Consider the following 17,964-nt stretch of genomic DNA (forward strand, 5'->3'; position numbering starts at 1 on the left):
GGCAGCCATGGGAGGTCATTTCTGCAAGAAGTGGGCGCACAAACAACTGCCCGCGCCTGCGCAAAAAACAGCCAGGCCGCAGGCCTGCGCCACTCAATCGATGGTCACGCCCGTCTCTTTCACGGCCTTGGCCCAGCGCTCGCGGTCGCTGCGCACCAACTGCCCCAAGTCTGCGGCCGTGCCCACAAACGGCTCACAGCCCAGGGCACGCAGCTTCTCCAGCATCTGCGGGTGCGCCAGCGCGCGCTGCACCTCGCCCTGCAGCTGCGCGACGATGGCCTCGGGCGTGCCCGCCGGCGCAAACAGCGCATACCAGGGCGCGGCGCCAAAGCCTGGCAGGGTTTCGCTGATGGTGGGCACATCGGGCAGCGCCGGCGTGCGCTCGGGGTTGACCACGCCCAGCACCTTGAGCTTGCCCGACTGCACGAAGCCCATCACCGAAGGCAGGCTTTGCACCGACAGCGGCACCTGCCCGCTCACCACATCGGTGGCAGCGGCCGCCGAGCCCTTGTACGGCACGTGCAGCAACTCAATGCCTGCGGCCTTTTGCAACAGCGCGGCCATCAAATGGTTCAGCGTGCCATTGCCCGCCGAGGCGATGGCGTAATGCCCTGGCTGGGCCTTGGCCAGCGCGATCAGGCCGGCCACGTCGTTGGCGCCAAAGTCCGGGTGGGCCACCAGCACGTAACCAGCGCGGGCGATGGGCGCCACCGGGATGAAGTCCTTCTCGGGATCAAAGCCCGGGTTCTTGTACAGCGCCGGGGCGATAACCTGGGCGCTGTCGGTCGTCACCAGCAGGGTGTAGCCATCGCCGCGCGTGCGGCTCAGGGCGGCGGTGGCGCGCGTGCCGCCCGCGCCAGGGCGGTTGTCCACTATCACGCTCTGGCCCAATTGCTCGGCCAGGCGCTGCGCCAGCACGCGCGCCAACACATCATTGGCGCCGCCGGCGGCCTGCGGCACCACCAGCGTCACCGGGCGGGCCGGGTACTTCTCCTGCGCCAGCGCAGCGCCCGCAAGCCAGGAAGAAGCCAGCCCAGCGGCCAGCAAGGCCAAGGCCTGACGGCGGCTGGCCGCCTGGGGAAAAGGATGAAAAGTCATGGTGTGTTTCCTCAAAAAAAGTGGGCGGCATCCGCCCGGTGCTGCAGGCCACAGGGCGTGCGGCGCTGCGATTTTCTTGCACTTCTTGCGCACCTGGCAGTGCGTGATGGCGCGGCGGAGTTGATTTTTTGTCTGCGCCAAGGGCGCAAATATTCAAAAAACATGTAATATCCCGCCGCCCCACGGCGGCGCGCTCGTCTGGCCTGCTGCGGGGCGATGCGTTCGTGTGTCCCATTTTGCAAAGGTTTTGCCATGCTTCGCTTTGATCTGCCCCCGGTCTGGTCCCACGTCACACGCTGGGAATCCTTCATCAACTTCCTGTTTTGCGGCGCGGCGCTGCTGTGGTCGCCCTGGCTGATGGCCGTGCCGATGGTGCAGGGCCTGGTGCGCGGCTTCATCGGCCATTACAAGTGCCCCTCGCACCGCGTGTGGGCCAAGCTGTTCGAGGCGCGCGGCTGGGGCGGCAAGAAGGAGAACGCCGGCGCCAAGATGTTTGCCAACAAGCTGCTGTTCATTGCCAGTGCCGTTTCGCTGCTGCTGGCCTACCTGGGCAGCCCGATGTGGCAAGTGCCCTGCATTGCCGTGATGGTGCTGACCACGCTGGATTGGGCCGTGGGCTTTTGCGCCGCCTGCACGGTCTATGGCCTGTGGTACAGCAAGTTCCCGCCCAAGACCATGTGATCTGGGCAATGGCATGGGCGCTGCCCCGCTTCGATACCTGGGGCTAACCCTAGAAAGCGGCGCGACTGGGGTTTGGCTGCCCAGGCAGCAGACACAATAGCGCCCGCCAATTTTTCCCCTCTGGCTGCCAAAGGGCTGGCCTTGGGGCCTGTTGCACATCCCGGTGTGAATATGAACAGGCCCTCATGCCATGCCCTTGGGCCTGCTCAGGATTTCGCCGCCAAGGCTGCCGGTACGGTTTTTGGACGGACTGCAAGGCGCACAACGCCGCAGACCGGCCAAGGCCGTACTTTTTTGCCCGCTGGGGCGGCCAAGACCTTGAACAGGCCCTTAGCCTGCCACCCCTTCCGTTCAACACAAGGAACTCTGTCAATGACCGAAGAAAAACAATCCGCATTGAACCGCCGCGAGCTGATTTCGCTGGGCCTGGCAGGTGCGGGCCTGAGTTTGCTGCCCGCCAGCGGCGCGCAGGCCGCGCCGGCCAAGGTCAAGACCAGCGCGCGCATCGTCATCGCCGGCGCGGGCGCGGCCGGCCTGGCCAGCGCCTCGCGCCTGGCCGCAGCGCTCGATGGCGCCAAGATCACCATCATCGATCCGCGCAAGCAGCACCTGTACCAACCCGGCTACACGCTGGTGGCCGCCGGCATCAAGCCGGAGAACTACCCTGTCTCGACCACGGCCGAATACATCCCCAAGGGCGTGCAATGGGTGGCCGAGCGCGTGGCCGAGATCGACCCCGAGGGCAATCGCGTGGTGACCGACTCGGGCAAGAGCTTTGCCTATGACTTCCTGTTCGTCACCACCGGCCTGGTGCTGGACTACGCCGCCATCGAGGGCATGGACGAGGGCCTGATCGGCCGCGAGGGCATCGGCAGCATCTACCACAGCCCGCAAGGCGCATTTGCCACCTGGCGCGAGATGGACCGCTTCACGCAAAAAGGCGGCGTGGGCGTGTTCCTGCGCCCGGCCTCGGAGATGAAATGCGCGGGCGCGCCGCTGAAATACACCTTTCTGGTGGAGGACTACCTCAGCCGCCGCGGCGTGCGCGGGCGCTCGCAGCTGATCTACAACGCCCACAGCAAGGCCTTGTTCAGCGTGCCCGTGGTGGCCGAAAAAGTGCGCATGCTGTTCCAGGAGCGCGGCGTGCAGGTCAACTACGAGCGCTCGCTCAAGTCCATCGACCCAGGCCGCCGCATCGCCACCTTCAACACCACTGAGGGCACAACTGAGCTGCAATACGACTTCATCAACGTCATCCCGCCGATGAAGGCGCCCGACGCCGTGCGCAACAGCCCCCTGCCCTGGCAGGAAGGCAAGTGGGCCAAGGATGGCTGGATGGAAGTGGACAAGGGCACGCTGCGTCACGTGCGCTACCCCAACGTCTTTGGTGTGGGCGACATCGCCGGCGTGCCCAAGGGCAAGACGGCCGCCAGCGTCAAATGGCAAGTGCCCGTGGCCGTTGACCACGCCGTGGCCGAAATGGCCGGCACCACCAGCAAATCCCTCTACACCGGCTACACCTCCTGCCCGCTGGTGACGCGCCTGGGCCGCGCCATGCTGGTGGAGTTCGACTACCAGAACAACCTGCTGCCCTCCTTCCCCGGCGTCATCGCCCCGCTGGAAGAGCTCTGGGCCAGCTGGGTGCTCAAGACCACCGCCCTCAAACCCACCTACATCAGCATGCTGCGCGGCCAAGTCTGAGCGCGCGCCAACGACAAGGAGAACAACACATGAAAGAACTGGATTTTTCCTCCGTGTGGGCCGTGCTGCAGGAAATGCTGGGCGCGCCCCTGCTGATTGCCCTGCCCCTCATCAGCATCCTGGGCACACTGGCCTTCTTGCTGCTGTTGCTGCGCGAGCGCCGCCTGGCGCCCGCACGCCTGGTGGCCTGCCAATTCCTGGGCCTGCTCGGCGGCGTGCTGGCCGTGGCGCTCATGTTCCAGGTCGCATCCTCGGGCACCACCAGCCCCGGCGGCGCCATCGACTGGCTGGTCATCGGCCTGGTCTACCTGCTGGGCATGATCGGCACGACCATCGTCTGCTACAGCATCGCCGGCTGGTTCAGGCAACTGCGCGCGGTCTGATCCCAGGCAGCCCCGAAGGGAAGGCCTGCCAAATCCAGCGGTAAAGTGCGCGCTGCGGATCGCAATGCAATGCCAGGCGCAAGCCACCGCAATGGCCCCAACCATTGCAAGCGCGAGCAACACAGCAGACTGCCCGCATCCGCAAATACACACGGCGCGGTGATTCGTGCCGACCTTCCCTAGGAGAGAAACTCATGCAAACCACCGACTTCGTCGCCACCCTGTTCGACGGCCACGGCAACCCGGACAAAGTCACCGTGGCCTTCACCATGGCCGTGAACGCGCTCAAGAAAGGCCACAGCGCCACCTTGATCCTGATGGCCGAAGGCGTCACGCTGGGCAAGCCCAAAGCCACCGAAGGCATGGACATCGGCGCCCCGTTCGAGCCCGTGCCCACTCTGCTGGCCAGCTTTCTCGAACTGGGCGGCCGCGTGGCCATCTGCAAATCCTGCATGCTGCACAACGGCCTGCAGGAAAGCGACATGGCCCCCGGCTACGACATCATCACCGCCCCGGACGTCATCGACCTGCTGATGGCCGCCAAGGGCAGCCTGCAGGTGACTTGAGCGAGCCAACAGGCCCTAGATCCCCAGCTCACAACGCCAACGGCCCAGCAGGTGATGCACCGCTGGGCCGTTGCTCTTTTGTCACGCCCGGCTTGGCCAAGGCGCCGGCCAGGCAAACGGGCTGCGCCCGGGGCCAACCGGGCATCTCACATCACGGCAGATCGGCAATCGCCGCCGGGTCGCTCTCCTGGCGCGGGCCGATGTGGGGGCCCAGGCGCAGGCTGGGCGATTGCGGCTGGCCGCTGAGGATGGCGCCGTAGACGGTGGCGTTGGCCAGTACTTTTTGCACGTAGTCGCGCGTTTCGTTGAAGGGGATGTTCTCGGCCCAGATGGCTGTCTCCAGCACCGGGCCGTTGCGCCAGCTGCGCGGCCGCCCCGGGCCGGCGTTGTAGGCGGCGGCGGCCAGCGGCATGGAGCCGGCGAATTCGTCCAGCGCCAGTTTCAGGTAGGCCGTGCCGATGGCGATGTTGGTGTCTTTGTGGTTGAGGTCACCGGGTTTGAAGTCATCCAGCCCGATGCGCTTGGCCGTCCAGCGGGCGGTGGCGGGCATGACTTGCATCAGCCCCGAGGCGCCGACGCTGGAGCGCGCGTCCATGATGAAGCGGCTTTCCTGGCGGATCAGGCCGTAGACGTAGGCCGGGTCGAGCTGGATTTCGCGCGTGCGGCGCACCACGTCGTCCTTGAAGGGCATGGGGTAGCGCTGGCGAAAGCTCATGAAGTCGCGCGTGCGCTCGCTGGTGTTGATGCAGCGGTCCCAGACTTCGTAGCGGCAGGCCAGGTCGGCGGCGGCCAGCAGGTCGCGGTCGCTCATGCCGCCGCGCTCGTGCAGGTTGGTGGTGTAGTTCCATTCGCGCACGCCTTCGCTGCGCAGGCCGATGCTGATGGCGTAGATGCCGCGCAGCAGGCCGGGGTTGGTGCGCGCGCGGGCTTTCTCCGCTTCGGTGAGGGCGGCGGGCTCGGGCGCGATGCCGACCTTGCCGCCCAGCGCCTGGTAGGCCAGCTGGGCGTAGAAGCTGGTGGTGCCGGCGATGCTTTGCAGCAGGCGCTGCGCGCTGGCCTGGTCCTCGGCCCGGCCTGTGGCCTGCAGCGCGCGCGCGCGCCAGTAGGCCCAGGTGGGCGATTGCTGGTCATCGACGCTCATGGCGTCGATGGCGCGCGCCACTTGCGGCCATTGGCCAAAGCGCAGCGCCACGCGGGCTTTCCAGTGCAGTTGTTCGTCGAGCAGGTTGCGCGGGTCTTTCACCTGCGCGAAGTACTCCTGCGCCTGCGGCGCCAGACGGATGCCGGCCCAGCGGCCGATGGCGCCCCAGACGAAGTCGCGCTCGGCCGGGCTCATGTGCGCGGCCCATTGGCTTTTCATCTGCGCGGCGGCGGCGGCGGCATCGCTGCTGGCCAGGCGCGCCAGGGCCAGCGGCACCAGCGCGCGCCGCGCCGGATCGCTGGCGGTGCTGCGATGGCCCAGGAAGGCTGCGGCCTTGCCCATGGCGCTGTCCACATGCGCCAGGGAGGCCGGCGCGACGATGCCCACGGCCGCGCGCACAACGCCCGGGCGGTTGTGGTGCGCGCCAATGCGCGCGCGCTGCCAGACTTGCTGGGGCTTGATGCGGCCATCGGCGAAGAACTCCTGCACGGCGTGCGTGCAACCGTCGTCGGCGCGGTTTTGCCCCCACCACAGCGACAGCACCTGCTGGGGCGCGGCAGGCGCGGCGCGGCCCTGGATGTCGCTGATCAGCAGCTCATAGCACTTGACCTGCGGGTCGTCCTGCATGCGAAAGCCCTGGGCGTAGTGCATGAACTCGGCCCATTGGCGGCGCTGGCCCAGCAGCAGCAGCCAGTCGTTGCGCAAGCGGTCTTCGACGTAGCTGCCGCGGTAGCGCGCCAGGAAGGCGTCCACCTCGCGCCGGTCGGCATCGCGCAGACGGTGGCTGAGCTCCCAGTAGGCGCCCCAGCCTTCCAGCGCATGGCCTTGCACGCTGGGCAAGAGCTGGGCCAGGCGCGCGCCATTCTTTGCGGTGTAGGCCTGGCGCATCTCCAGGATGGCCTGGTCACCGGCGCGCGAGGGCGCCTGCCGGGCAGCGCTGGCCGAGGGCTGCAACTGGTGCTGCGACTGGCTTTGCAACTGGGCCTGCGCGGGGCCTGCGGCAGTGGCTGCCAGCAGCGCCAGAGCGGCGCAAAGTGGTGTCAGAATGGTGGTCGATCGCATGCCGGGAATTATGAAATGGACAAAGCCACGCTGAGGAGAACTCTGGTGCAGCGGCGGGTCAATATGGCCAGTCGGATCGAGAAGAATGCGCAGCTGCAACAGGTCATGCGCATCTGGCTGGTGGATCGCCCCGAGCTGATCATCGGCGCGTACTGGCCCATCAAGGGCGAGTTCGATCCGCTGCCGGCGCTGCACCGCTGGAAGGAGGATGGCGAGCTGCTGGACGCCCCGATGATGCGCCGCATCGCCCTGCCCGTGGTGGACAAGACCCACAAGACGCTGCGCTTTCACGCCTGGTACCCGGGCTGCCCGATGGAGGAGGATGCCTACGGCATCCCCAAGCCCAAGGACACGGACATTCTGGAGCCCGACCTGCTGTTCATCCCCTGCGTGGGCTATGGCGCGGGCGGCTACCGGCTGGGCTATGGCGGCGGCTTTTACGACCGCACGCTGGCGGCGCTCAAGCCGCGCCCGTTCACCGTCGGCCTGGGCTATACCGAGGGCTTCGTCGAAGACTTCGAGCCCGAGCCGCACGACATTCCGCTCGACGCCATCCTCAACGACAACGGCGTGGTCTGGCCCGTGTGAGCGCCCAAGGCCTTGCGCCAGCCCCGCCGCCATTCGCGCAACCATCCACCCAGCAGGCCGGCAGGCCAGAGAGAAAGAGAGGCACGCCCATGACCGCACCCGCCACCGCGCTGACGCTCTACATCGGCAACAAGAACTACTCGTCCTGGTCCATGCGCCCCTGGGTGCTGATGCGCGAGCACGGCATCGCCTTTCGCGAAGTGAAGCTGCGCTTTGACAGCTTCGCGCCCGATTCGGAGTTCAAGAAAACCATCTCGCACATCAGCCCGGCCGGCAAGGTGCCGGTGCTGGTCGATGGCAACTTGGTGATCTGGGATTCGCTGGCCATCGTCGAATACCTGGCCGAGCGCTTTGCCCAGCGAAACCTGTGGCCGCAGCCCGTCGCCCAGCGCGCGCGGGCGCGCAGCATCTGCGCCGAAATGCACACCGGCTTTACCGCGCTGCGCAGCGCCCTGCCGATGAACATCGAGGCCCGCCTGCCCGAAGCCGGCGCCATTGCCTGGCGCGACAAGCCCGCCCTGCGCCGCGACATGCAGCGCATCGAGGCGCTGTGCGGCGAGCTGCTGCGCAACCACCACGGCCCCTTCCTGTTTGGCGAGCACTTCACCATCGCCGACGCCTTCTACGCCCCGCTGGTCATGCGCGTGCAGACCTACGCCCTGCCGGTGAGCGAGACCGTGCGCGGCTACGTGCAGGCCATCTGCGCCAGCCAAGGCGTGGCTGCCTGGATCGAAGGCGCCCTGGCCGAGCACGACTTCGTCGTCTCCGAAGAGCCCTACCGCCTGCAGGCCGGCAGCGCGCACGGCGACTGAGCGCCTGCTGCGCGCCAACACCGATGAGCAGCGCCCTGCCCCCCCAGGCCGCCAGCGATGCGCCGGCCCCGCGCATCTACATGGTCGGCGGCGCCGTGCGCGACCAGCTGCTGGGGCGCCCCGTGCAGGACCGCGACTGGGTCGTGGTCGGCGCCACGCCACAGTGGATGAGCGCGCAGGGCTTCACCCCGGTGGGCAAGGACTTCCCGGTCTTTTTGCACCCGCAAACCCATGAGGAATACGCCCTGGCGCGCACCGAGCGCAAAAGCGGCCGCGGCTACAAAGGCTTTACCGTCTACGCCGAGCCCAGCGTCACGCTGGAGCAAGACCTGGCCCGGCGCGACCTGACCATCAACGCCATCGCCATGCGCCAGCTGGCCGATGGCCGGCAGGAATGGATCGACCCCTACGGCGGCCGCGCCGACCTGCAGCGCAAGCGGCTGCGTCACGTCAGCGCCGCCTTCGCCGAAGACCCGCTGCGCATCCTGCGCCTGGCGCGCTTTGCCGCGCGCTTTGCCGACTTCAGCGTCGCCGAGGACACCATGGCGCTGATGCGCGGCATGGTGCAGGCCGGCGAGGCCGCCCACCTGGTGCCCGAGCGCGTCTGGCAGGAGCTGGCCCGTGGCCTGATGGAGCACGCGCCGCTGCGCATGTTCACCGTGCTGCACGACTGCGGCGCACTGGCCGTGGTCCTGCCCGAACTGGCGCAGCGCTGGAGCCAGCCGGCCCCGCAGTCGCAGTCGCAGTCGCAGTCGCAGTCGCAGTCGCAGCCAGCACCCAGCCCCACGCCCGCAGCGTTGCAGGCACTGGCCGCCGCCGTGCGCGCCCAGGCCCCGCTGGCCGTGCGCTACGCCTGCCTGCTGCACGGCCCCGCCCCGCATGGCACCGCCACCAGCGCCCAAGCCCAGGCCATGGCCGCCCGCCTGAAAGTGCCCACCGAACTGCGCGAGCTGGCACTGCTGCTGGCCCGGCAACGCCAGGCCATCGATGCCAGCCTGCATACCGACGCAGCGCACACCCTCGCCCTGCTGGAGCACTGCGACGCGCTGCGCCGACCGGAGCGCTTCGCCCAGGCACTGTGGGCCTGCGAGTGCATGGCCCAGGCCGATGCCGCCCTGGCCCCGCCCCTGCCTGCACAAAGCGCGGCTGCAAAAGCCGCCACCCCAGCCTATCCGCAACGCCCGCGCCTGCTGGCAGCGCTGCAGGCTGCGCAGTCGGTCGACACCGCCCCCATCGCCGCCCAGGCAGCGCGCCAGGGCCTGCAGGGCCCGCAAATCGGCGCCCAAATCCAAGCCGCCCGCATCGCCGCCGTCGCCGCGCTGTTCTAGGGGTTGTTGAGATTTGGTTTGCGAAGCGGTTTTTCGAGGCAAAAGCCGCAGATGCACAGCGAAAACGCTTGCAAGCTTGAACACCTTGCAAGCGTTTTCAACGCAGCAGCTGTGCGCAGTTTTGGCCGAAATCGCCGCGCCGCGCTCATCCTCTGCTAACGAATCGCAGCGCACACCGAGGCGCTGGAATTCGTACAAACCTTCCCAGAAGGCCGCGCACCCTGCTGCTCAACGCTTGCGGCTTTTGCGCGCAGCGTCTTTGCGGCGGCTGCTCTTGCGGCCGCCGGCATCGCCCGCCTGATGGCCGCTGGCGCGGCGCTGCCCCCCAGCGCTGGCCCGCCAGTCATCGGCCTGGCCGGCGCCTTGGCCCTGCGCATTGCGGCGCGATGCGCGGCGCGGGCGCAGCAGGGCCGCGGTGTTGCCCGGGCCGGCATCGCCCTTGCCGCTCGGGTCGTCGATGACCGGCACGAAGTCGATCTTGCGCGCATCCAGATCGACGCGGCTGACCTGCACCTGCAGCCGCGCACCGATGCCGTAGCGCTGGCCGGTGCGCTCGCCGCGCAGCTCCTGGCGCGCCTCGTCGTAGCGGAAGTAGTCGCTGCCCAGCTCGGTGATGTGCACCAGGCCATCGACATACATGGCGTCCAGCGTGACGAACAGGCCGAAGCTGGTGACGGCCGAGACCGTGCCGGCAAAGACCTGGCCCAGGTGCTCGCGCATGTACTGGCACTTGAGCCAGGCCTGCACGTCGCGGCTGGCCTCGTCGGCACGGCGCTCGCAGGCGCTGCAGTGCAGGCCGGCCTCCTCCCAGGTCTGCATGCGCTGGGCATCGGGCTGAGCCGCCTTTTTGCGCCCCCGGCCCTGGCGCGCTGCGCCTTTGGCCTGCGGGCCCTTGACCCCATCCTGCGGCCCGCGCTGTGCGGGCGGCGCCACCATGGCCGCCAGCTTTTGGCGGAACTGCTGCGTCACGGAGTCGGCCGGCGGGATGGCTGGCAACTGGTATTGACCGCCGGCCAGAATGGCCTTGATGGCCCGGTGCTGCAGCAGGTCGGGGTAGCGGCGGATCGGGCTGGTGAAGTGCGCATAGGCATCGAAGGCCAGGCCGAAGTGCCCATTGTTGTGCGGCGTGTAGACGGCTTGCTGCATGGCGCGCAGCAGCATGGTGTGAATTTGCTGCGCATCGGGCCGATCCTTGGTGGCCTCGGCAATGGCCTGGAAGTCCTGGGGCTTGGGGTCATCACCGATGTTCAGACCAATGCCCATGGCCTTGAGGTAGGCGCGCAGCACGTTCTGGCGCTCGGGCGTCGGGCCTTCGTGCACGCGGTACAGCGCCAGCTGGCCGGCAGCGCCTTGCACGAAATCGGCCGCGCAGACGTTGGCTGCCAGCATGGCCTCCTCGATCAGGCGATGCGCTTCGGTGCGCGTGCGCGGCAGGATTTGCGCAATGCGGCCGTTGTCGTCGCAGATGATCTGGGTTTCGGTGGTTTCGAAGTCGACCGCGCCACGCTGCTGGCGCGCCGCCAGCAGCGCCTGGTAGACGCCGTGCAGATTGAGCAGCTCGGGCACCAGGCCCTGGTACTGCTGCGCCAGCGGGCCGCGGGTGTTGAGCAGGATGTCGGCCACCTGGGTGTAGGTCATGCGCGCATGGCTGTGCATAACCGCCGGGTAGAACTGGTAGGCATGCAGCTCGCCCTTGGCCGTGATGAGCATGTCGCACACCATGCACAGGCGGTCCACGCCGGGGTTGAGCGAGCACAGGCCGTTGGAGAGCTTTTCCGGCAGCATCGGGATGACGCGGCGCGGGAAGTAGATGCTGGTGGCGCGCTCGAATGCATCGGCGTCGATGGCCCCGCCCGAGGGCACGTAGTGGCTGACGTCGGCAATGGCCACCAGCAGTCGCCAGCCCTTGCCGCGGCCCACGCGCGCGGGCTCGCAATAGACGGCATCGTCGAAATCGCGCGCGTCCTCGCCGTCGATGGTGATCAGCGGTACGTCGCGCAGGTCGATGCGGCCCTTGCGATCGGCGGCGCGCACCGTGGCCGGCAGCCTGGCCGCCGCCTTCAGGCAGGGCTCGGAAAAGGCGTGCGGCACTTCATACTTTCGCACCGCGATCTCGATCTCCATGCCGGCATCGTCGGCATCGCCCAGCACCTCGACGATGCGGCCCACGGGTTGGCCGTGCAGCGTGGGCTGCTCGGTCAGCTCCACCACCACGACCTGGCCCACCTGGGCATGGGCGGTGGCCGCATCGGGCACGATCACGTCCTGGCCATAGCGCCGATCCTCGGGCGCCACCAGCCAGACGCCGCTTTCCTGCAGCAGGCGGCCAATGATGGTCTTGGTGGGCCGCTCGAGAATTTCCAGCACATGGCCTTCAGGGCGGCCCTTGCGATCCAGCCGCACGATGCGCGCGCGCACCCTGTCGCGGTGTACCAGCTGGCGCATGGCCTCGGGGGGAAGATAAATGTCGTCGGAGGCATCGTCGGGTGTGATGAACCCGTGTCCTTCGCGCCGGCCCTGCACGGTGCCGACGATTTCTTGCATCAAATGGGATTTGTTCAATTCAGATCCAGTTTTTTGGATTACAATTCGCGCTTTCCTGAAGTGCCCAGGTGGCGAAATTGGTAGACGCACTAGCTTCAGGTGCTAGCGGGGGCGACTCCGTGGAGGTTCGAGTCCTCTCCTGGGCACCATCATCAAATTGATTGTTTTCGCGCAGCCGCTGTCCATCCGTCAGCGGCTTTTTTGTTGGCCGTATGGCTGTGCATGTGCGGCATGGCAAAGTGCGCCCATGACAGCCCCCGCCCCAGGGGGCTGGCACGCCCCACGGCCAGGCCATCAGAACGAAGACCCCGGCTGTTTGAGGAACTCGATTTCCTCCGCCGTGCTCTGCCGCCCCAAAACCTCGTTGCGGTGCGGGTAGCGGCCGAAGCGGTCGATGATGCGCTTGTGCTTGATCTCGAAATTCAGCGCATCCGGCGTGGTGTAGCGCCCGAAAAGCTCCTCTGCCTGTTCATGGATACGCCGGCTTTCGCTGTGCATCCAGGGCATCAGCATGAAGTGCCGCTCATCGGGCTTCATGTCGGCAAAGCCCTGCTGGCGTACCGCTTCCTGCGCCAACGCCAGCGCCATGCTGTCCTGGGCAAAGGCGATGGGGCTGTTACGAAACAGATTGCGTGAGAACTGGTCGAGCACGATGATTTCCGCCAACCGACCGGCCAGGGTTTCGCGCCAGTGCTGCAGCTCCGAATGCGCCGCCTGCTGCCACAGCTGGGCAAAGCGCCCGCGGATCTTCTCGTCAAAAGCCGCACTTTTCCTGAACCAGTACGGCTGGTTGTCCTGGTTGAACCAGAAATCAAGTATGTCTTGGGCAGTCATCAGCTCTCTCAACTGGATGGGGATGGGCGGACTTTCTGGCCGCAAAAGGATTGGGGCGGGCGCTATAACAACCACTCGATCGGCAACAGGCTGCAGAACCACACTGCAAAACGCTTGAAGGCGCTGCTTCCGGGCTCCTGCCCATGGTCACGAGTGACGCCCGCTTGCAGCGTCTGCCAATGCAGCTGGCCGCCTTTCAGGCTGACCGCATAGGCGTGGTCACTGGCGTGCTGCGCCAGTCCGCTGGCGAGCTGTTGCGCAAGCGCCGGACTTTCCAGCAGCAGGCCCATCTCGGTATTGAGCGCGGCCGAGCGCGGATCCATGTTGAACGAGCCGACGAACAGCAGGCGCCGATCCACGGCAAAGGTCTTGGCATGCAGGCTGGCGCCGCTGCTGCCGGTGATGCCGCCGTGGTGGTCGGTCATCACCGTGGCATCGGGCTTGAGTTCAAGAAGCGCAATGCCGGCCTCCAGCAGCCGCTTGCGGTATTTGGCATAGCCGGCGTGCACCGGCGCCACATCGGTGGCCGAGAGCGAATTGGTCAGCACCTGCACCTTGAGGCCACGCGCAGCAATGCTGGCCAGCCAGTCCGCGCCCTGCCGGGTCGGCACAAAATACGGCGAGACGATCAACAGCTCTTCTTTCGCCGTCGCCATCACCGGGCCAATCGCAGCCAGCACGGTATTGTCCGGCAAGGCCTTGCCCAAGCCCTTGGCCGGATCGTCGCTCACCAGCGTGGCCTGGGCCCACTCCAGCGGCAGGGTGCCGGCCTCAAGCTGCTGCGCAAAAGCCGATTGCGCCAAGGCTTTCAGGTAGCCCTGGGTGCCGGCGTCTTGGGAAGGGGCGGCATCCAAGGCCAGCGGCGCGGCGCTGATGATGTTTTCTGCCGGATAACTCGATTCGCTGGCCCAGTAGCGGTCGAAATCCTGCTCCACCGCCTGCACCACCGGGCCGACTGCGGCCACGTCGAGATCGGCAAACATCACGCCGTTGCCGGCGCCGAAATATTCATCGCCAACATTGCGCCCGCCCACAATGGTGACCACGCCGTCGGCGCTGAAGGATTTGTTGTGCATGCGCCGGTTGAGGCGGAAGAAATCGCTCAAATAGCCCAGCGGGCGCATGCCGCGTTGCATGAACGGGTTGAACAGCCGCACTTCGATATTGGGATGCGCATTGGCGGCCGCCAGCAGGCCGTCCATGCCGCCCGTGTTGTTGTCATCGAGCAGCAGGCGCACGCGCACGCCGCGCTCGGCAGCCTGGTACAGGCTTTGCAGCAGCAGGCGGCCGGAAATATCGTCGTGCCAGATGTAGTACTGCACATCGAGGCTGTATTGCGCGCTTTGCGCCAGCGCCAGCCGCGCCAGAAACGCATCGCGGCCGTCGCGCAGCGCATAAATGCCGGAAAGGCCGGGATGCGCCTCGACTTGCGCCAGCAAATGGCGGACCAGCCGCCCTTCGGGGTTGACCGGCAGGCGCTGCGATACGCTGCGCTGGCGGTTGTCGGGCAAGGGTTGATGGCTTGCCCAGGCCAGCAACAGCAAGGCCAGCAGCAACCCGCCCAGCCACAGGCAAAGTTTCATCAGCATCCGCATTAGGATTCATCCAGAGATTGGGGGCATGTCGAGCGCGTAGCATAGAGCGTGCTCACAGCCGTTTGCTCACAGGCTGAATGTCGGGTGTGGATTCAGGTGCCACAAAACGTGCGGTAGCCCGGCTGCGGGGCATCGGGCAAGCGCTGCCAGTGGCGCTCGGCGCTGTAGTCAAACGGTTTCTGCAAGGCGGCAAGCAGGGCATTGAAGGGCTGCATGTCCCTCGCTTCGGCGGCGGCCAGCGCCGCTTCCACGCGATGGTTGCGCGGGATGACAAACGGGTTGGCCGATTGCATCAGGGCAGCGATCTCCGCCCTGCCCTGCGCCTGCTCGGCCAGTCGCGCCTGCCAGCGGGTGTGCCATTGGGCGAAGGCCGGGTCGGCAAACAGGGCGTGCGTGCCATCCAGATACGCGCCATCGGCATCCAGCATGTCCAGCGTCAGCCGCACAAAGGTATGGGTGTAGTCGGCGACGTGGGTCTGCATCCGCGTCAGCAGCGCTTCCAGCAGTTCGGTGTCCTGCGCTTGCGGCTGGAAAATACCGAGCTTGCGCGCCATGCCCTGCTGGTAATGCTGGTTGAAAAGCGGCGCAAACTGCCGCAATTCTGCGTTGGCGATGTCGATGGCGGTCTTTTCATCCGCATCCAGCAAGGGCAACAGCGCCTCGGCCAGCCGCGCCAGATTCCATTGCGCCATCGACGGCTGGTTTTCATAGCGGTAGCGGCCATCGCGGTCGATGGAGCTGAACACCGTGGCCGGGTCGTAGCCATCCATGAAGGCGCAGGGGCCGTAGTCGATGGTCAGGCCTGGGATGGACATATTGTCGGTATTCATCACGCCGTGGATGAAACCGACGGTTTGCCAGCGGGCAACCAGCGCCGCCTGCCGGGCGATGACCGCGCGCAGCAGACCCGGATAGGGATTCGCCGGGTTTTCCGCCAGCACTTCGGGGAAATGCCGCTGCAAGGCGTAATCGGCCAGCGCACACAGATTCGCCGCTTCACCACTGGCCGCAGCAAATTCAAACGTGCCCACGCGGATATGGCTTTGCGCGGTGCGCGTCAGCACCGCGCCGGGCAGCAAGCGCTCGCGGCGGATGCGCTCACCCGTGGTCACCACCGCCAGGCTGCGCGTGGTCGGGATGCCGAGTTCATGCATGGCCTCGCTGATCAGATATTCGCGCAGCATCGGCCCCAGCGCCGCTTTGCCATCGCCCCGGCGTGAATACGGCGTCGGCCCGCTGCCCTTGAGCTGGATGTCGATGCGCGCGCCGCTGGTCGTAGTCTGCTCGCCCAACAGCAGCGCACGGCCATCGCCCAGCAGGGTGAAATGCCCGAACTGGTGCCCGGCATAGGCTTGCGCAATGGGCTGGGCGTGGGGTGGAAAGCGGTTGCCAGAAAATACTTGTGCGCCTTCTTGCGGGTCGATGGCGGCATCGGCCAGCAAACCCAAATCCCGAGCCAGCGCGGTATTGAACAGCACGGTTTCAGGCTCGGGGAAATCAGCCGGTTCTGCCTGCGAATAAAACACCGGCGGCAGGGCTTGATAGGTGCGGGAAAGATTCCAGTTCAATGCGGAATTTTTCATAAGGCCGCTCAAAAATCCATCATTTTGCGCAAGGTATTGCCATTGCGCGTAGTCAGTACCTGGCCGAGCTTCTTTTCCAAAAACGCATTGCCAAGACGGCTGCGCGAAGCATCGCCGGGGATATAGAAATAAGCCGCCTGCGGAAGAATCGCCAGTTGCTCCTCGCCATAATCTTGCCCGCTTAAATCCTTTGGGTCAGCCAGCGGCGCATTGCACAGCGCGTAAAACACCCGTTTTTCATCGTAAACGCTGCCTGAAAACGGGTTTTGCTCCAGTATTTCCTGCAATTGCGCTGGAGTTTTAACAATGACCGGCAAATCCACCTGCAAATGCGCGCGCAAAAGTACCTGAATGCGCTCGGCGGTGGCGACCGCATCCCAATCGGTTCGCAGCGCGATATTGCCGCTTTGTATCCAGGTGCGCACATCGCCAAAACCGTTGCCGCCCAGCATCTGGCGCACATCGGCCATCTTTACCGCATTCTTGCCGCGGGGCATCACCCCGCGCAGAAAAGCGACAACATCATTCATCGCCTGTCTCCAGTACGCCTGCGGCAAGCCGGGATGGCCGCCAAGTCAAGCCGATATGGGGACGAAAGCGGGGGATTCAATGTGAACGGGGCGGGGCTGGTATCGAGCCTGAAGGCGTTACAGAGCCTGCCAAAACTCGCCTACCTCTGGCGAGAGTGCCGTATTACGTCATTTAAACGGGTACACGGCGGTCTTTCATGCAGATGCGACGGTGTGGAAAGCGCTTGCTTTATTCGTTGTCAAAATCGTAGTAGAGAATGTTGGACCATCCGTTGATGCCCAGCATATTCCACATTGCCTGCCGGAGTATTTTGGCTTTTGCCTGCTCCATTTGAGATTTGTTTCTTCGGCCCAGCAGGCGAGAGAAAAAACTTTGCGACGAGCGGGCATCGGCTTCAAGTTGTTCGACTGCGCGCTTCATGTCACCCAACTCTGCCAGACAGACAGCCAGATGTTCGTCAATGTTCAGGATTTCCCGCTCAAACAATTCCCGGTTCCGCACCTCAAGGGCAGTTGACCCCAGCTCGTAAATTTCGCCACATTCCAAGATCGCGTATTGCAGCCGATTTTTCTCTAGAAAGGTCTCCGTTTCCTGAATCCGCCGTTGTAATTCGGCTGGCTCGAAGATGTTTTCCTCTGCAAGCTGCTTTAAAAAATCCAGGAGCTTCTGCCGACCCGGTTCAAAATCTCCCTGAATGGCAATGGGATGCGGATATTCCCAAATAATGGAGTGGGCAAGACGGGAATTTTGGCTGACCAAAATTTTGTAGGCCAGCGGAATGCTGTGGCCGTATTCGCCCAGGCCGTAGATTTTGTCGCCGGCTTGGCGTTCGCCCTGGGTCCGGTCAAAATCGATGGCATAAAGATAGCTTCGGTTGGCCATATGCGTTGCTCCTGCGCAGGTGTGGTAGTTCGCCCGTAGTATAAGCCTATTCTGCAGTACAGATCACGACGGCATCAATACAGAAATGGCGGCGGGGGATAGCGGGATTCATGGGCCTCCTTGAAACAAGCACTCAGGCTGCGCCGGTCACCACCGCATGTTCGCGGAAAACCTGCCAGCGCGCGCCATCATGGCGCAGCATCAGGGTAAAAACGATGCGCTTTTCGCCCTGCCCAAAATCCATGCGCCGGGTGGCGGTGACATAACCGATGCCGTCATGCGCCTCGGCATGGTTGAAAATCACGGCGGTATCGAGCGGCGCAGCGCCCGCGTCTTTCAGGGACTGGAAAAAGGCGAGGTTTTGCGCGTAGTCAAACGTCAAAGTTTCGCCGTTTTCGCTCACCATCACGATGCGCAAATCCGGCGCATAACAGGCGGCAAGCGCTTCCATGCGGTAATGGCAGCCGCTGTCAATGAGATGGCGCACGGCGGCGGTGAGATCGGGATCTAGAGCATTTTCGATTTAATTAATTACATATCCAGCTGATCTGAAGTAATTGGCACACTCTTGAGCCGAGAACAGATCAACCAGTTGCCCCATGCGCCGCCACAGCGCATCCACCGTGCGCTCGCCG

At 65.3% G+C, this 17,964-nt stretch carries 16 protein-coding genes and 1 tRNA gene; 8 read left to right on the top strand and 9 right to left on the bottom strand.

Annotation, left to right across the window (positions count from 1 at the left end; translation table 11 throughout):
* Nucleotides 1-93 precede the first annotated feature (93 nt).
* Nucleotides 94-1,098: a Bug family tripartite tricarboxylate transporter substrate binding protein gene (locus CK625_RS09845; RefSeq protein ID WP_095540144.1), complete on the bottom strand. Its 1,005-nt coding sequence runs from the start codon at nt 1,096-1,098 to the stop codon at nt 94-96.
* A gap of 252 nt (nt 1,099-1,350) precedes the next feature.
* Here CK625_RS09845 and CK625_RS09850 point away from each other — a divergent pair, with 252 nt between their 5' ends.
* The 4 genes from CK625_RS09850 to CK625_RS09865 all read left to right on the top strand — a co-directional run bounded on the left by CK625_RS09850 (nt 1,351) and on the right by CK625_RS09865 (nt 4,429).
* On the top strand, nt 1,351-1,779 hold the full coding sequence (locus CK625_RS09850) for a DUF4395 family protein (protein WP_172424650.1): 429 nt from the start codon (nt 1,351-1,353) through the stop codon (nt 1,777-1,779).
* A 372-nt stretch (nt 1,780-2,151) separates the two neighbouring features.
* Complete coding sequence (locus CK625_RS09855; RefSeq protein ID WP_095540146.1) at nt 2,152-3,480, top strand: NAD(P)/FAD-dependent oxidoreductase; 1,329 nt, start codon at nt 2,152-2,154, stop codon at nt 3,478-3,480.
* Nucleotides 3,481-3,509: 29 nt separating this feature from the next.
* On the top strand, nt 3,510-3,863 hold the full coding sequence (locus tag CK625_RS09860; protein ID WP_095540147.1) for a DUF5368 family protein: 354 nt from the start codon (nt 3,510-3,512) through the stop codon (nt 3,861-3,863).
* Between the two features lie 194 nt (nt 3,864-4,057).
* Nucleotides 4,058-4,429: a DsrE family protein gene (locus CK625_RS09865; protein ID WP_095540148.1), complete on the top strand. Its 372-nt coding sequence runs from the start codon at nt 4,058-4,060 to the stop codon at nt 4,427-4,429.
* A gap of 151 nt (nt 4,430-4,580) precedes the next feature.
* Here the strand turns inward: CK625_RS09865 and CK625_RS09870 are convergent, their stop codons facing one another.
* Nucleotides 4,581-6,632, bottom strand: a complete 2,052-nt coding sequence (locus CK625_RS09870) for a lytic transglycosylase domain-containing protein (RefSeq protein WP_095540149.1) — start codon at nt 6,630-6,632, stop codon at nt 4,581-4,583.
* Between the two features lie 15 nt (nt 6,633-6,647).
* On the opposite strand from CK625_RS09870, the gene CK625_RS09875 reads away from it, so the two are divergent.
* From CK625_RS09875 to CK625_RS09885, 3 genes are all read left to right on the top strand, one after another.
* Nucleotides 6,648-7,220, top strand: coding sequence for a 5-formyltetrahydrofolate cyclo-ligase (locus CK625_RS09875; protein ID WP_095540150.1), 573 nt, complete (start codon nt 6,648-6,650; stop codon nt 7,218-7,220).
* Between the two features lie 89 nt (nt 7,221-7,309).
* Nucleotides 7,310-8,032 (top strand): glutathione S-transferase family protein, encoded by a 723-nt coding sequence (locus tag CK625_RS09880; RefSeq protein WP_095540151.1) that lies wholly within the window; start codon nt 7,310-7,312, stop codon nt 8,030-8,032.
* 23 nt (nt 8,033-8,055) lie between these two features.
* Entirely contained in the window at nt 8,056-9,360 is a 1,305-nt protein-coding gene (locus CK625_RS09885; protein WP_095540152.1) for a multifunctional CCA tRNA nucleotidyl transferase/2'3'-cyclic phosphodiesterase/2'nucleotidase/phosphatase, read from the top strand.
* A 228-nt stretch (nt 9,361-9,588) separates the two neighbouring features.
* Here CK625_RS09885 and rnr read toward each other — a convergent pair whose 3' ends face one another.
* On the bottom strand, nt 9,589-11,904 hold the full coding sequence (gene rnr, locus CK625_RS09890) for a ribonuclease R (protein ID WP_238945617.1): 2,316 nt from the start codon (nt 11,902-11,904) through the stop codon (nt 9,589-9,591).
* Nucleotides 11,905-11,966: 62 nt separating this feature from the next.
* Between rnr and CK625_RS09895 the strand changes: the two genes are divergently transcribed.
* Nucleotides 11,967-12,053 (top strand) — tRNA-Leu (locus CK625_RS09895).
* A 145-nt stretch (nt 12,054-12,198) separates the two neighbouring features.
* Here the strand turns inward: CK625_RS09895 and CK625_RS09900 are convergent.
* From CK625_RS09900 to CK625_RS09925, 6 genes are all read right to left on the bottom strand, one after another.
* Nucleotides 12,199-12,738, bottom strand: coding sequence for a DUF924 family protein (locus CK625_RS09900; protein ID WP_095540167.1), 540 nt, complete (start codon nt 12,736-12,738; stop codon nt 12,199-12,201).
* Between the two features lie 62 nt (nt 12,739-12,800).
* Nucleotides 12,801-14,321 carry a phospholipase D family protein gene (locus CK625_RS09905; protein ID WP_172425135.1) on the bottom strand — a complete coding sequence of 507 codons (1,521 nt, stop codon included), beginning with the start codon at nt 14,319-14,321 and terminating at the stop codon, nt 12,801-12,803.
* Between the two features lie 104 nt (nt 14,322-14,425).
* Entirely contained in the window at nt 14,426-15,916 is a 1,491-nt protein-coding gene (locus tag CK625_RS09910; protein ID WP_095540154.1) for a protein adenylyltransferase SelO, read from the bottom strand.
* 8 nt (nt 15,917-15,924) lie between these two features.
* Nucleotides 15,925-16,446, bottom strand: a complete 522-nt coding sequence (locus CK625_RS09915; RefSeq protein WP_095540155.1) for a DUF1697 domain-containing protein — start codon at nt 16,444-16,446, stop codon at nt 15,925-15,927.
* 229 nt (nt 16,447-16,675) lie between these two features.
* Complete coding sequence (locus CK625_RS09920; protein WP_095540156.1) at nt 16,676-17,329, bottom strand: hypothetical protein; 654 nt, start codon at nt 17,327-17,329, stop codon at nt 16,676-16,678.
* A 133-nt stretch (nt 17,330-17,462) separates the two neighbouring features.
* Nucleotides 17,463-17,816, bottom strand: coding sequence for a nuclear transport factor 2 family protein (locus tag CK625_RS09925; RefSeq protein WP_238945614.1), 354 nt, complete (start codon nt 17,814-17,816; stop codon nt 17,463-17,465).
* Between the last annotated feature and the right edge of the window lie 148 nt (nt 17,817-17,964).

This window comes from Vandammella animalimorsus, from assembly GCF_002285265.1.
Classification (GTDB): Bacteria; Pseudomonadota; Gammaproteobacteria; order Burkholderiales; family Burkholderiaceae_C; genus Lampropedia.